The sequence below is a fragment of the Schaalia sp. ZJ405 genome (assembly GCF_011038885.2).
Classification (GTDB): Bacteria; Actinomycetota; Actinomycetes; order Actinomycetales; family Actinomycetaceae; genus Pauljensenia.
This window is the reverse complement of the sequence record NZ_CP064952.1, coordinates 1,860,832-1,875,640: the sequence shown is the minus strand read 5'-3', so window position 1 is coordinate 1,875,640 and position 14,809 is coordinate 1,860,832. Positions and strand designations below refer to the sequence as shown.

The following is a 14,809-nucleotide window of genomic DNA, read 5'->3' as shown; positions in this document are numbered from 1 at the left end:
GAGATATACTGAGATGGAGCCGCAAGCTTGCTGAATATCTGTGTGCGCTTGGAGGTCGTCACACTCGGCGGTGACAGAATGAAGGAGTGTCATGGCAGTGAACTACGTGTCGCCAGATATCTTCGAGAGGGCCCTAGCTCAAACACCAGAGGGACACTACCTGACGCTCACTGCGGGAGTTTACCGGGTGTCCGGTGGTGTCGTTGATCTCCAAGGGAGAGGTCTATACGGTGTTGGTCCCGCAACTGTGCTGCAATTTGCGGTTCGGCAAAGTCACGGTCAGGGTGAGTTAAGGAACCTGACGCTTGACGTGTTTAATGATAATGCTGTGACGTTACGCGGAGGGAATATGCTCCTCCTCAATGTGGCAATTGCCCACAAGAGTGAGGAGGCGTACCCGGCGATTTATGCGGAGAATTCGACGCTGTCCCTTGATGCCGTCACCGTGTCAACGAATCAGAACGCGATGGCGTTGGAACAGGCCACGGCATCTGTCGTGAAGTCTTCGTTGGGGCCCGTGAGCATCAGTAAGAGTTCGGATGTGACCTTCGTTGACAGCTCTCTGTCAATTCTCACGGCCTCGGGTGGGAGCCGAGTTCGTGGACACGGCAGGATAGACTTTACTGTTCTGCCAGGTAAGCGCATGATCGTGGCCGAAAGCGGTGCTGATATCTACTGCCACACCATCGTCGTGCAGGGTGGTGAGGTAGTTGAGTGCTTCTGTCGAGATTCCACGCTGATCATTCACGAGTTATCCAGTGATGCAACGGTGCGTCCCTCTGTGTGGTGGGAAAACAGTGAAGTTCGTGTTCCTGATGCTGTGATGGTAGAAAAGGCCCAGGGGCAACGAGTACCAAAGACCTGGAACATTACTCCGGACATGGATTTCTTTTCGCCCGCATACTTCCCGTTGATGGGGAAAGATGACGTATTCCGCCTATCGCCAGGTGACTATTATCTGTCGGACGGCAATTTTCTCATCGCTCCACCTAATTGCACCATCGAGGGAGTCGGAAGCTCAGACGAAGTAACCCTGAATTTTTCAATCACAGTGTCGGAGGGGAAGAAAGCGACCCTTCGGTGCCTATCGCTGTATGGGTCCGAAGATTGTTGTGCTCTGACGGTCGATTCCGGGAACCTTGTGCTGGATAACGTTTCGATTGGTTTGGATAGTTATGGGGAAAACTATCATTCAATCTTGCTACAAAACTCCAGTGATGCCACGATTCGCGATTCCACGATTATCCCGGACACTACCCTCAGAGGAGGAGGGATTCTCAGCATTGACGAAACCTCCTGTGTAACAGCAACAAATAGTGCTCTGGCATGGGTGTTGAATGCTGGCCGCGCCACGTTCACAGATAGTTCCATAGTGCACTTGGAAGCTGTTGGTAGCGGTCGGGTGACAGCCGATGGAATAACAACCTTCATTCCCAACAGTGCAAACAGTGCTGAAATGGTCATCACTGATGATGCGCAGGCAATTATCGACCACATCGAGGCAGAAGTTGAGAACTTTACTGTCGTCGCTCAGGGAGGCTTCACACGCATCAATGGTGGCGATCTGCCCGGCCCGGTGATCCTGCGACACAATGAAGAAGCATCGGTGGACATCCGCCTGGAGTATGTCCTCGAAGGACAGCAGACATCAAGCGTGGTTGCCCAGGAAGTCGAAACTGAGGGGGTGGGCACGTGGGAGGACAGTGCCCAGCCAGCAGATCAGCCAGTGCTGGGAGCCTCGCCAATTGACAGCGACCCGATGGAGGTTCTGAATAACCTCACGGGCTTGGCCTCTGTGAAGAAACAGATCAGCAATTTCATTGCAGTGGTCAAACTTAACCAGCTGCGTAAAGATCAGGGATTGCCCGCACAGATGCCGACGATGCACAGCCTCTTCCTGGGCAACCCAGGTACCGGAAAGACCACGGTCGCGCGGCTGCTGGGGACAATTCTTCACCGTGCGGGCGCGATTGAGTCGGATACTTTTGTGGAGGTGCAACGCTCAGACCTCGTCGCTGACGTGATCGGTGGGACAGCGAAGAACACTCGCGCCGCCTTGGAAAAAGCTCGCGGCGGAGTCCTTTTTGTTGACGAGGCATACTCGTTGGCTGACGGCGGACCCAATGATTTCGGTACCGAAGCGATCAATGAACTCATTGCGTACATGGAGAATCACCGTGACGACATCGTCGTGATCTTCGCCGGCTACACGGACAAGATGCAGGACTTCCTGCGCCTCAACGACGGCCTGCGGTCTCGCTTGCCGAACTCTTTCTTATTCGAGGACTATACCTCTGACGAGATCGTTGATATTGGTCTGCGTGACTTGGCCACGCGGAGCTACTCCGTCGACGCTGACACGTACGAGCGCACTGTCAAAGCGAAGTACCACACGTCCTCGGACCGGTCGAATGGCCGGTGGGTGCGCAATCTCAATGACTCTCTGATTCAGGTGATGAGTAGCCGGCTCATTGAACAGATGCAGTCTGGAATTTCCCCAGAGGGACTCGATATTTCCATGATCACAGCCGATGATATTCGTGCCTACGCGGATGGACACGAGGGCTCACGCGCCGATACTTTGGACGAACTCCTGGGGCAGCTGGACAGGATGATCGGCCTGGATTCAGTGAAGACTGCTGTGCGTGACATGGTTAAAGAAACGATGGCGAATAAAGCCTTGGAGAATCAAGGCATCACCACGCAAGGGCGCTCCTACCACATGGTTTTTGCGGGCAACCCAGGTACAGGCAAGACCACCGTTGCCCGCATTGTTGCGAAAATATTCAATTCTCTGGGGATTCTGGATAATCCCACGGTGAAAGAAGTAGACAGATCCTCACTCGTGGGCTCCTACATTGGACACACCGAAGAGAACACGACGCGTGCCGTGGACGAAGCGATGGGTGGGGTCCTTTTCATCGACGAGGCCTACAACCTCTATGTCCCTGATAGTCCCCGTGATTTCGGCCGTGCGGCAATTGAGACTCTGCTGCCACGTTTGGAGAATGACCGTCACCGTTTCGTGTGTATTCTTGCCGGCTACACGCATTCGATGGAACAGTTCTTTGATGCAAACGAAGGGTTGCGTTCCCGTGTGCCGCGCGTCATCGAATTCCCAGATTACACGCCTGGAGAGGTCGCTGAAATTGTCGTGCGTATTCTGAGGGAGACGTGGAGTGTCAATGAGGATCTTGTGCGTTCTTCGGTCGAAAGTGTGTATTCGGCGCTGCCCGTTAAAGATAGGTCAAATGGGCGTTTTGCTCGGAATTTCAGCGAAGAGATTGTGACGGCTCACAAGGCTGACATTGCCGAAACCCCAGACTTGCCAGCGGAGGTTCTTCGTCATATTCGTGATGAAATCGTCACTGAGGTGGCGTGCCGATACGGTCGAGCCACTCCTGGGACGAATACCGTGAGCACGGATACTCATGGAGTCGAGGTAGATGGTGAGAGGTCGGTATGACTGACGGTGTGAGGGTCCGCCGCAGTAAGGGGAATGCGTCTTCTCTTGACGAGTTCGTTTCTGTGGATCACGTGCGTTTTCGGCACATACTGAACGTCCCCGGCGAACGCGACCACAAGTACACGCGCGGCGTTGCGGGCCTCGTCGTGGGTTCAGTCACGTACCCGGGTGCCGCGCTGCTGGCATGCGCAGGAGCCGAAGCTGCGGGGCCAGGAATGATCCGGCTCGACGCTCCCGCTGATATTCAGCGCATGGTTCTGACAAGTCACCCGGGGATCGTCACTTCCGGTGGCCAAATACAGGCAGGCCTCATCGGCCCCGGCATGGATGACGATCGGGTTGACGCAGCCACCGACCTGGCAACCTTCTGCCTGGAATCGCAGCTACCGCTGGTTGTTGACGCCGGAGCGTTGAGCGTGGTTCCTTCGTGGGTGCAGGCCCGTCCCCTCGACACCGCCCGTGCAGCCGGGACCGCGAATCCGCCCGAGGAACCGTCAGCATCTCCGGCCCTCCAGACTGCGGTGCTCACGCCCCACGCCGGTGAAGCCGCCCGACTCGCGTCCGCACTTGGGCAACGCACCAGCCGAGCTGACGTTGACGCCGATCCTGTAACAACCGCGCGAATGCTCGCCGAACACACCGGCGCGATCACGGTGCTTAAAGGTTCACACACATACATTGCCTCTCCTCACGGCACTCTTGAGGTTGTTGGACCGGGGCTGGGGTGGACCGGAGTTGCAGGAGCCGGTGACGTCCTCGCCGGAGTTCTCGTTGGTCTCCTCGCCGGGTGGCGGGCACGAACAGCCCGTTCGTCGCAGTCAGCGCAGTCCGCTGATGATTCGTCGTCGCTGGCCTCAGCAGGCGCCTCGTCCTCGTTCCCAACAGAATCGGAAGGGGCCTCGTGGGGAGGGGGAGCGGCCTCGTCCTCGTTCATGGACACCGTGGTGGCCGGCGTCTGGATTCACGCCGAAGCCGGCAAACGTGCAGCTCTACGCCACGGCCCAGCCGGCGGCCCTATCGCGGCGCTCGACATTGCGCGCGAGATTCCCTCGGTCATCGGTGGCCTCCTTGCGTGACCGAACCAGGTGACCTCCCCCATGTCCTCTTCATTGACGAGGACGAGCGTGTTCTCCACAGCGCTCACTTTTAAGGCCGCGATGCACAGGTCGTTTGCGTGTCCTTGTGTACGGTCAACACCACAGTCAACGATCGGTGGATGAAGGGAATTGCGTCACGAGTACGGGTACTCAATAAGAAACAACGCGGTCAACTCACATGTCCGTACGTGCCGATTACCAGGCGTACCATCCTTGAACTTGAGGACGGTGAATTCACCCAGCCAGACTGGATGATCCGCCAAACAATCAACACAGCGCGAGTTATTGCAGTCAACTCCACCGCCATCGCCCCGATCACGTTTACACATGAATCAGCGCTGATCATTCACGGTATCGGGCAGTGGGAGAAGAACCCGCCCGTCACCGTTCGTTCACAGGGGCGTATTCGTCCCATCGAGTTGTATCAGATTCAGACTCCCCGTGGAATCATTGAGGCTCGTACTCGTCAATGCACATTCATGAGTGTCCCGGCCAGCACACTCATGTCGGTGACACCCAGGCGGATAGTCGTGGGTCCGCCTACGGTTCCATCTGTATCTCGCTTTGACGTCGGTGTCCATGCGTTCGATGACCGGAGCAACGGGGTGGATCATTGTCTGTACGTTGATAGCTGCGAGGAAACCGCCGTGCTCATGGCTTTGACACGACCTGGCCTCCATGCTTTCGTCGCGGTATCCCAGATTCTTCGCTCACTTTCACGCTTTAACCGCTTCGACATGAAGGAATCGCTTCGACGCGAGAAAGAGGTGCGCGAGCAACTCCTTGCTCGACTTGACGAGTACGAAGCTCACAGGCAACGCCTACGAAACGGCAATCAGGCGCGGACAATCATGACGAGCGCATCGGGTCTCTTCGAGAGTGTCGGTGAATGTGTCCTCGCGGCGGTCCTCTTGACGTTGTTTCCCCAGAGCATGAGGCCACAACTGCGCATCCGAGGGGACCGCGGTGTGTACTTCGCTGACTTCGCTTTCCCGGAATTTCGCATCGTCATTGAATTCGACGGCGTCGCGAAGATGGGGCGAACAGAGGGTGAATTTATCCGAGCAACACACAAGCAAATGGAACGCCAAACAGACATCGAGAATCAAGGCTACAAAGTGTTCCATGTGAATTGGAACGATCTGCTTAGCCCCGACGTCTTGAGGGACCGTTTGCTTGCGTGGATTCTGACCGTGGCACCTCAGGCGGGAGTGCCACGAGGTCGAGCATTGGAATACGCCGCCATTTTCCTGAGGTGACAGTCACGGTCACACTCACAACCACGGCTTCGTCACGGTGGAAGGCGTGACGGTCGGCGCTTGCGGACCGCGGTTTCGAGGTGCCTGCCGTTTGCGTAGCAATGAATCTTTTCGTTGTGACGTTTTTGGCGCGGATCGGGTGAAATGTGGGGGTTTTCGGTCGTTTGTGTGACAGCGAATCTTTTCATTGTGACGTTTTTGTCCGACAATCACAGACAGAGGTTGTGTTCGTTCCGATCTGTTGGCCGCGATTGGGCCGTTGGAACCTGTCGGGTCTTCAGAGATGCGCTTTCTGGCGTGCCTTAATGCCTCGAGCATGAAATGAAACCGATACAGCGGCAGACAGCGCGGCAAGCCCACACGTGGTGGGATACTGGTCGGGTGACCCAGCAACGCGACGACTACGCATCCGCCACCTTTGACCCCAAAGGCTACCCGTCGAGGGCACACGTGGACCTTGACGCAATCGAAGCAAATCTTCAGGTTCTCAGGCGTGCGGCCCCGTCTGCGAAGCAACTCGCCGTGGTCAAAGCCGATGCGTATGGTCACGGATTGCTTCCCGTTGCGCTCGCGGCGCTGCATTCGGGGGCGGATTGGTTGGGGGTTGCCCAGCTGACGGAGGCCCTGGAACTGCGGCGAGGGCTCGACGAGGCGGGAATCCGCAGACAGGATGCACCGATTCTTGCGTGGATTGCTCGGCCTGGGGATCAGTGGCAGGCCGCCATTGCAGCAGACATTGATCTGTCGGTGTCCTGGACGTGGGCTCTGGCGGAAATCTGTCAGGCGGTGCGTGCTCTGCGTGAGAGGGACGAGGACGATGCCTCCCCAATGAACAGTGCGCAAATCAAGGCCCGTATTCACGTGAAGATCGATACGGGCATGTCGCGCGCTGGCTCAACCTTGGCGGATGTCCCAGCGTTAGCGTCGGCTGTGCGCATGGCGCAGGACGCGGGGCTTGTTGACGTTGTCGGTGCGTGGAGTCACCTGTCGAGGGCGGATGATCCGTCGGACGAGGGGAATGCATCGACCGCCAGGCACGTGGAGATTTTCGAGCAGGGCCTAGAGATTCTTGCCCAGGCGGGGGTGCGTCCTCAGATCCGGCACTTGGCTGCAACCTCGGGAATCCTCTGGCATCCCGAGACTCACTACGACATGGTTCGTGCAGGTATTGGGGTGTATGGCCTCAGCCCCGACCCTTCGGTCGCGACGTCCGCTGAGTTGGGTTTGCGCCCGGCGATGACGCTGAGTGCGCCGTTGACCAGCGTCAAGGTGACCGAGGACGAAGCCCCGGCCTCGTACGGAGGAACGTGGCGTGCGCATGGCCGTCGATGGCTGGGGCTGGTCCCGATCGGCTATGCGGACGGGGTGCTGCGGGCGGCGTCGAACACGGGTCCGGTGACGGTTATTTCACTAAACGGCCCAATACGGACGCACATTGTTGGGCGCGTGTGCATGGATCAGTTCATCGTGGATCTGGGACCGGCCGATGGAGAGGAAGGTCTTCCGAGCGTCCGCAGTGGTCAGATGCCTGCGCGTGTGGGTGACCTTGCGGTGTTGTTCGGTGATTCCACGGCGGATCCGTTGATCCCCCACGCTGATGAGTGGGCGGACCTGACGGGCACAATCAGTTACGAGGTCGTATCTCGTCTGGGCGAGCGCGTTCCCAGGACATATTCGGGAGCGATTGCCGATAGGCTCGACCAGGGCCGCGATATGCCACGAGATGACGGCGCGATCGACGTGATGGACCGTATGAGTGAGAGGAAGTCATGACCGAGCAGTCGCACATCATTGAAGTGGATACCGCCGACGCCCACGAGACTCGTTTGTTGGGGCGCTGCCTGGCTGCGAGCGTGCGCGCAGGTGATTTGCTCATGCTCAAGGGTGAGTTGGGGGCAGGGAAGACGACTTTCGCGCAGGGCTTGGGTGAGGGCCTCAATGTACGAGGACGAGTGTCGTCCCCAACCTTTATTGTTGCTCGGGTTCATCCGCCGTTGGGGGATGGTCCGGCGCTGATCCACGCGGACGCGTACCGAATTACGTCGCTTGAAGATTTAGAGACCCTGGACTTAGATTCCAGCTTGGATGAGGCTGTGACGGTTGTTGAATGGGGAGAGGGCAAAACGGAAGCTCTGTCTGATCAGCGCCTGGAAATTGAGGTGAAGCGGCCGATCGGTGGCGTGGCCACGGTCAGTGACGGCGCGATTGACCTTGAAGCGATGGACGACGGTCATCGGACGATCGTGCTGCGCCCCTTTGGCATTCGTTGGGGCCACGAGCTTGAGGATGCGGCGCGGGCCTCGGACCTGAATGTCCGGGTTCTTCACTGAGGGGCGCCCGTGGTCGTTGTGCGAGCGTGCGCACGTGGCGCGCAGGTTCACGCCGCGTTGAGTCGCCGGTATGTCATGTGTGCGCGGAGATTTTCTCTCAAAGAACTAGGATTCTACTTGTGATTGAACTGTGTCTGGATACTTCCGCTGCAACAAGTGTCGCAATTGTGCGCGACGGCAAGGTCGTAGGGCGTTCCTGTAACGAGTCGGGGCGCCATCACGCGGAGTCGATCACTCCGCTGATCCGCGAGGCACTGGCAGATGCGGGTCTGCCCGAGGAGGCCGCGAAGGCCGGCATTACGCGCGTCAACGTGGGGACGGGACCTGCCCCGTTTACGGGTTTGCGCGCGGGTTTGGTCTCTGCGCGAGTAACGGCTCACGCGGTGGGGGTACCCGTGTACGGCGTGTCCAGTGTGGATGTCATTGCCCGTCAAGCTCTGGACTTGCTGGCCCCGGGGACTCGGGTGGTTGCGCTCTCGGATGCCCGTCGCAAGGAACTGTACTGGGGTCACTTCGAGGCCGAGGGCGTGGACGATGTCCGACTGATTGGTCGCCTTGAAGTTGGAGATGCCCAAACTTTGGTGAATTCTTTACATGAAGAACGTGCCTTGATCGTCGCCGCGGGAAGCCTCCCCGCGCATTCGGAGCAGCTTCTTCTTGGCGCTGAGTTGGGGCCGATGGTCCAGTTCGACCCGGCGGTGATGTCGCGGATCGTTACGGCCAGGCTTGAACGCGGTGAGGAATCGCTGCTGGGAACGGAGCCTCTCTACCTGCGCCGCCCAGACATCCAGGGCCAACCGACCGAGCGCCTGTGACTTCGGGGTTTCGCATCGAGCGGGCTGACCGCGAGGCCCTCGACATTATTGTTGCCCTCGAACAGGTGATCTTCCCCGAGGATCCGTGGACTCCCGGCATGATCGCCGACGAACTCGACTCGCCTTTTTCCGCGTATTTCCTCGCCATCCTCGAGCCTGAGAGCGGTGATGATGACTCCCCTCTTGAGGTTGTGGGTTACGCCGGGGTTAAGGTCGTCGGTGATGGTGCGGATGTCATGACGATCGGCGTTCTTCCCGAGGGACGAGGACGAGGCTGCGGTTCGCAGCTCATGGAGACATTGGTTGATCATGCGGAGCTTCAAGGGGCAACGTCAATGTTCCTTGAGGTTCGCGCATCGAATGATTCGGCGATTCGCTTGTATGAACGCTGTGGTTTTGCACGTATTGGTGTGCGACGAGGGTATTTCCGTCATCCGGTAGAAGATGGTGTTGAGATGGCGCGTTCTCTCTCGCCGTCGGTGCGCTAGTTCGCTCCGGTCACCTGTATAGAATATCTTTACCATTTCGTGATCTTTTAGGGGCTTTCCGAATAACCCTTCTTTCTGTAATCTGGGGACTAACAGTTACTCCATCATCATCGGCGATGGGGGAGGCTGGCGACTCCAGAGGAGGAAAGACGATGAAAAGAATCATCCAAACGATCGGCGCATCGCTTATGACTGGCGTCTGCATTGTCGCCTTGACGGGCCCAGGAGCTTTTGCTGCGGTTGCCCGTGGGCCAAAAGGCTGTACTCATAATCAAACCGGAGTGATTTGGTCGCAGACGACTGGGCCAACAATTCACACCGCGCCAGGATCAACCATAGCAAAGTCTTATCCGGGAAACTTGACTCCTAGAGTTCGAGAGACTTCGGCGAATCGTCCTGGTGGGGGTCCGTGGCGAGTGAGTACCCCAAACTCGATTCTGTCGACGAATGCCTACTGCATTCCCGGTCGGGCTTAATGTCCGTCAGGAATTGTTAAAGGAATGACAAATGTCTCGCCGTCCGTTCGTGGTCTCCGCCTTCGTTGTCGCCGTTGTGTGCTTCGAAATGTCCGGATGCACTTCGTCCCCTCCAGAGGCGATGGAAAGCGGAAGTGAATCGTCCACACCGTCAGTTGTACGTGAGTTTTCTAGCGGTGAAGAGTATTACCAAACACAGGTGAAATGGATGAAGGATCAGATTCGTTGCCTTGAAGATAGGGGCTGGTCCGGGATGAAACTTGTGTATGAGGGCGGGGTGATCGCCGGCTATCAAGGGCCGGAGATCACGGACGGAAACTGGGATGTGATCGATGAGGACACAAAGGAATGCGAACAACTCTATCCCTTAGTTCAGCCGAAGATGACCCGTCAGTGGGCTGAAATTACGTGGGAAAAACAGAATGAAACCTACGAATGTGTGAAAGCCCTGGGGTATGTTCTTCCGAATGTTCCATCGAAAGAAACGCTCATTGAAAACGCCGTTGCAACGGGGATCTTGGACTGGGATCCTCGCGGTGATGCCCTTCAATCAGATCGGTCGAAAATGACCTATTGGGAACTTGCTGACGCGTGCCCATATGCATTCTGAACCGGAGCCTCACTGATGATGGGCGTCTGCGCTGGTGTCTCGTTGGGCTCAGGTGTATTCGCTGTTGGGAAAAGTGAGACTCAAAGAAGTTTGAGGAAATAAACCAGGGGGGATGTGATCGTATGCGATGGGGTTTGTTCGGTACTTCCCGCCAGGAACAAAGGTTGAGCGCCATGACCAGGATGCTGATGCGTATGGTTGCTGCTGCGGGGGTTGTTCTTCTCGCGCTCCCCGCATGCAGCGGCCCGCAGGCTGCGCACGAGAAAGATGCTGGTGACTCTCAAGGTGACCAGGGTGAATCGCTGTCTTCCGTTGAGCAGGAGCCAGAATACGCTGAATACACCAGCGCAGAAGAGTACAAGCAAGCGGCTTTAGAAGCGGATCGAGCTTTGATTCGATGCATGCACGATGCAGGGTGGATGGACACGGAGCTGATATATGAGGGGGGTGTCTATTCCGGATTCCGCATGGGTGCGGGCAGCGTAGACCAAGTGGATGCGATGGATGCTGACTACGAAAAATGTCGACGCAAATTTCCGCCAGCTCCGCTCCCAAATATGACGCGAGAGTGGGCAGAGCTCGTATGGGAGGATCAGGATCGCGCTCGACAATGCCTTGAAAAACTGGGCTATGTTGTCCCGGACATCCCGTCGAAGGAAGCGCTCATCGAAGATGCCCTGGCAAAGGGAGTGTTCGATTGGGATCCACGCGGTGATGCACGGCGAGCAGACCCCGGTCGTATGAGCTACGACGAACTGCTCAAAGCCTGTCCGTACGCACTATGAACCAGGACTGACAGCACGATGCGTGGAAACACCAAGGTGTCGTCGGGTGACACACACATGAAACGGAAGACCCCACATGACGCGTGAACGCAATACTGACAGGGTTCCTCGGCGTCGACGAATCCTCATTCCCGCACTGGTTTCCGTTCTTCTGCTGGGTGCTGGAGGAGTCGGTGGATGGGCATTGGCTGTCCTCTTGGCTCCTCCGGCACCGCTGCCGAAGGCAGCACCCTATGCCCTCGCACAAAGTCATGAGGGAACACTTGAGCGAACGATCCGACTGAAAGCCCGCGTGACATGGCCCAAAGGTGTCGCAGTGAATTCACCCAGGTCAGGCACGCTCACTGGGCGTGAGGTCGGAAACGGTGACCAAGTGAACGTGGGGGACACCATCATGACCATCAACATGTCCCCGACGATTGTCGCGCAGGGGAGCGTTCCGGCTTATCGGGACATGCAGGAGGGTGATACCGGACCGGACGTTGCCCAGCTCAAGCGCTTCCTCAACCATGTGACCGGTGCCGGACTGTATGAGAATGACAGATTCGACGCATACACCGCGAGCGCAGTTGCCTACTGGCACAAAACCCTCGGACAGGAGGACACACCGGTCGTTACTCTGGGTGAACTTGCGTTCGTCGATACTCTCCCCGCGCGAATCTCCTGGGAAGACATCGCTGTTGGCGCACATGTTGAAGAGGGTTCCCCTGCGTTCTCTCTCATGACCGCTCAACCGGGCTTCACAATCACATTGCCGGAGGGTCAGCTCGCCCTGGTGGAAGAGGGAATGAACGTTGCTCTTTCCTTCCAGGACAAGAAATGGAATGCCCTGATCGGTGGCGTTGTGACGAACGAGGAGAATGAGTCTGTGACGACGCTGCTGCCAGTCGACGGGGCACAGTCGATCTGCGCGGATCAGTGTTCAATGCTTCCCGTCGAAGGCACGGAGAACATTGACGCAAGCATCACGGTTGTTCCCGCGACACAGGGCATCATCGTGCCAACCGCCGCGATCGTCGTCTCCGCCGATGGGTCAACGGCCGTGGTCACCAAAGAGGGCGCCATCAAGCCCGTGACAGTCAAAGCCAATGTCGGGGGTGAAAGCGTTGTCGAAGGAATCGAGGCCGACGTCACCCTTCGCGTAGGAACATCCACGAACATTCAGACGCCCAATGGCCCCGAAGATAGCGGAGGAAACACCAGCCCCGTCCTCGTCCCCGAAGAAGGGCAGGAAAATCCTGGAAAACCGGAGACTTCCGGCGGCGGTGAAACCTCCCGTGAACAGGATGCGTCCCGTGGGTGAGCTGAGCGCACAGGACGTGAACTTCCGCTATCCCGCAGCGCGAACATTCGTTGTTGAGGGGTGGAGTCACACATTCCACCCGGGCACAGTCACCGCAATGACCGGAGCTTCCGGATGTGGAAAATCTACCCGCCTCTACCTGCTCGCACTGATGACACGCATCACCGAGGGGCAGATCGTCCTCGACGGTCAGCGCGTGGACAACCTCAGTGACCCCGAGCGCGCCCGCATCCGTGCCAGCAGGTTCGGCTTCATTTTCCAGGATGCTGCGCTCGATGCGACCCGATCTGTGCTGGACAATGTCGTCGAATCTTGCCTGTACCGAGGCGAACGCCCCGCGAACGCGCGAACCCGAGCCGCCGAACTCCTCGAACGTATGAACGTTGGTGTGCCTCTGGATCGCAAACCGGGGCAGATCTCAGGTGGGCAGGCCCAACGCATTGCCCTCGCTCGCGCACTGATCGGACAGCCGGATGTTGTCTTCGCCGACGAACCAACAGGGAACCTTGACGCAGAAAGCTCCGACGTCGTCCTCGGAATGTTGCGTGAACAGGCTGACCAAGGGGCCGCGGTCATCATCGTCACCCATGATCCAGGGCTTGCCCAACGCGCCGACGTGCACCTGAGCCTCTCCGCCCCCTCGCTCGCAATTGACGAGGACGAGGGCGCGTGCGCGACACCGGAGCACATGGCGGCGAGCGATTCCATCACGCGACCCGTCTCCGCAGTACCTGCCTACATGAGCGAGGGGAATGCGCAATGATCCGGTCGGTGCTGTACGAGGTGTTTGCGTCGATCCGGTCGCAGACGGTGACCTCACTTATCCTCGTCCTCCTTATTGCAGGCGCAAGCGCCTCCGTTATTCTCACAGCCGGGCAGAGTGCGGGCGCACAGGCGTCGGTACTGTCCACGGTTGATTCCTTGTCACCGCGGACAATCAACGTCTATGTGTCGAACAACCCGCCGGAGTTCAATGCCACTTTGGTGGAAACCCTCAAGAGTTACGACCTCATTGAATCGGTCACCGGATTCGGGCCGGCAGCTGATGTGACTGCGGCCGTCAATCCAGAAGGTGCGCGCGTGAGTACCCGAGCGGTTTATGGAAATATCGGGACGCGGATGCCTCATTGGGTCAACGCGTTAAACCAAGCGGAGACATCTCAATCGGGCGAAACAACCAGCCCGGAGGAGACCCTTGGGTTTGCGGATGAGACAGGGCTTCCCCCGCGTGCAGTGTCAACAAAGAACGCAACGGATCTTCTTGGATTTACTGCCGGCGTCGGCGTTGCCCGATTCGTTCCCGACGGCGAGGAAATCCTTGTCACGGATTCCATCTCCCTCCCCGAACACCTTGACGTTATGGGTCCGATGCTGCTGATCCCGCGTCCGATGCGTGAAGATGAACCACTTGCCGCACTCGCCGTCAGCGCTGCGCGCCCCGAGGATGTGGACGTTGTCACCGCGATTGTTCGCGGTTATCTTCGGGAAGTCCCATCCGAAAACGTCACCGTGTCAAACTCCAAGATGCTTGCTGACCTGAGGTCAGCGATTTCCGGGGAGATCACCGCGTCCAACCGAACGCTAATCATTGGTTCCTTCGCGGCTGCCAGTGCGGCCTCGATCATCGTTGTGTGGACCGTTGTGCTGCTGCGACGTAAGGACTTTGGACGGCGCCGCGCCCTGGGAGCTAGCCGCAGTGCAATCGTCGGCCTCGTTCTCGCTCAGGTGTGGACACTCGGTGTTATCGGTGCGCTCGCGGGATTTGCTATTGGAATCGGAGCGCTTGGGATTCAAGGAGCGGTGATTCCTCCTCCGGACTTCAATGTTGCCGTGGTTGTTGGTATGGCTGCGGGTTCCGTCATCGCCGCGCTCATTCCCGCAACATGGGCGGCGTGGCGTGACCCGCTCACGGAGCTGCGCGTTCCCTAAATATCGTGGGATTCTTCGGCGGCTGAGCTGCGATACCCCTCGTGTTCGTTCCTCGTACCTCCACGCGTATCCCTACGATCCGTCCTCTGGGTGCGACTTGACGGATATTTCGCCGTGTCAGCAAATTAGCAACTCATGGATTGACAAATGTTCCTTTTCTCGCGAGTGCACACACCCGATATTGAGGGGGTGCGCAGTCGTCCTCGTCCCCCGAAAAAACGAAGAAAATTGGCGGAATAACAAGGAAAACC

At 57.8% G+C, this 14,809-nt stretch carries 12 protein-coding genes; all 12 read left to right on the top strand.

The annotated features are described in order from the left end of the window. Window positions 1-91: 91 nt before the first annotated feature. The 12 genes from G7Y41_RS07885 to G7Y41_RS07830 all read left to right on the top strand — a co-directional run bounded on the left by G7Y41_RS07885 (window position 92) and on the right by G7Y41_RS07830 (window position 14,558). Complete coding sequence (locus G7Y41_RS07885) at window positions 92-3,466, top strand: AAA family ATPase (RefSeq protein WP_165316062.1); 3,375 nt, start codon at window positions 92-94, stop codon at window positions 3,464-3,466. Then, window positions 3,463-4,542 (top strand): ADP-dependent NAD(P)H-hydrate dehydratase, encoded by a 1,080-nt coding sequence (locus G7Y41_RS07880; RefSeq protein ID WP_165316063.1) that lies wholly within the window; start codon window positions 3,463-3,465, stop codon window positions 4,540-4,542. The genes G7Y41_RS07885 and G7Y41_RS07880 overlap by 4 nt, the downstream gene beginning before the upstream one ends. 140 nt (window positions 4,543-4,682) lie before the next feature. Beyond that, entirely contained in the window at window positions 4,683-5,822 is a 1,140-nt protein-coding gene (locus G7Y41_RS07875) for a putative endonuclease domain-containing protein (protein ID WP_165316064.1), read from the top strand. A 381-nt stretch (window positions 5,823-6,203) separates the two neighbouring features. After that, window positions 6,204-7,595, top strand: coding sequence for an alanine racemase (alr, locus tag G7Y41_RS07870; RefSeq protein WP_231367275.1), 1,392 nt, complete (start codon window positions 6,204-6,206; stop codon window positions 7,593-7,595). Continuing rightward, complete coding sequence (gene tsaE, locus G7Y41_RS07865; protein WP_165316066.1) at window positions 7,592-8,152, top strand: tRNA (adenosine(37)-N6)-threonylcarbamoyltransferase complex ATPase subunit type 1 TsaE; 561 nt, start codon at window positions 7,592-7,594, stop codon at window positions 8,150-8,152. The genes alr and tsaE overlap by 4 nt, the downstream gene beginning before the upstream one ends. Window positions 8,153-8,271: 119 nt before the next feature. Continuing rightward, window positions 8,272-8,967, top strand: coding sequence for a tRNA (adenosine(37)-N6)-threonylcarbamoyltransferase complex dimerization subunit type 1 TsaB (gene tsaB / locus G7Y41_RS07860; RefSeq protein ID WP_165316067.1), 696 nt, complete (start codon window positions 8,272-8,274; stop codon window positions 8,965-8,967). Beyond that, complete coding sequence (rimI, locus tag G7Y41_RS07855; RefSeq protein ID WP_231367274.1) at window positions 8,964-9,455, top strand: ribosomal protein S18-alanine N-acetyltransferase; 492 nt, start codon at window positions 8,964-8,966, stop codon at window positions 9,453-9,455. Before tsaB ends, rimI begins: the two co-directional genes overlap by 4 nt. Window positions 9,456-10,139: 684 nt before the next feature. Beyond that, window positions 10,140-10,541, top strand: coding sequence for a hypothetical protein (locus G7Y41_RS07850; protein ID WP_165316068.1), 402 nt, complete (start codon window positions 10,140-10,142; stop codon window positions 10,539-10,541). Window positions 10,542-10,714: 173 nt separating this feature from the next. After that, complete coding sequence (locus G7Y41_RS07845; protein ID WP_165316069.1) at window positions 10,715-11,326, top strand: hypothetical protein; 612 nt, start codon at window positions 10,715-10,717, stop codon at window positions 11,324-11,326. Window positions 11,327-11,402: 76 nt separating this feature from the next. Then, window positions 11,403-12,629: an efflux RND transporter periplasmic adaptor subunit gene (locus tag G7Y41_RS07840; protein ID WP_165316070.1), complete on the top strand. Its 1,227-nt coding sequence runs from the start codon at window positions 11,403-11,405 to the stop codon at window positions 12,627-12,629. Continuing rightward, the gene (locus tag G7Y41_RS07835) at window positions 12,622-13,392 is read left to right on the top strand and encodes an ABC transporter ATP-binding protein (RefSeq protein ID WP_231367273.1); all 771 of its coding nucleotides are present in this window, start codon (window positions 12,622-12,624) and stop codon (window positions 13,390-13,392) included. Before G7Y41_RS07840 ends, G7Y41_RS07835 begins: the two co-directional genes overlap by 8 nt. After that, on the top strand, window positions 13,389-14,558 hold the full coding sequence (locus tag G7Y41_RS07830; RefSeq protein WP_165316072.1) for an FtsX-like permease family protein: 1,170 nt from the start codon (window positions 13,389-13,391) through the stop codon (window positions 14,556-14,558). Before G7Y41_RS07835 ends, G7Y41_RS07830 begins: the two co-directional genes overlap by 4 nt. The last annotated feature ends 251 nt before the right edge of the window (window positions 14,559-14,809 follow it).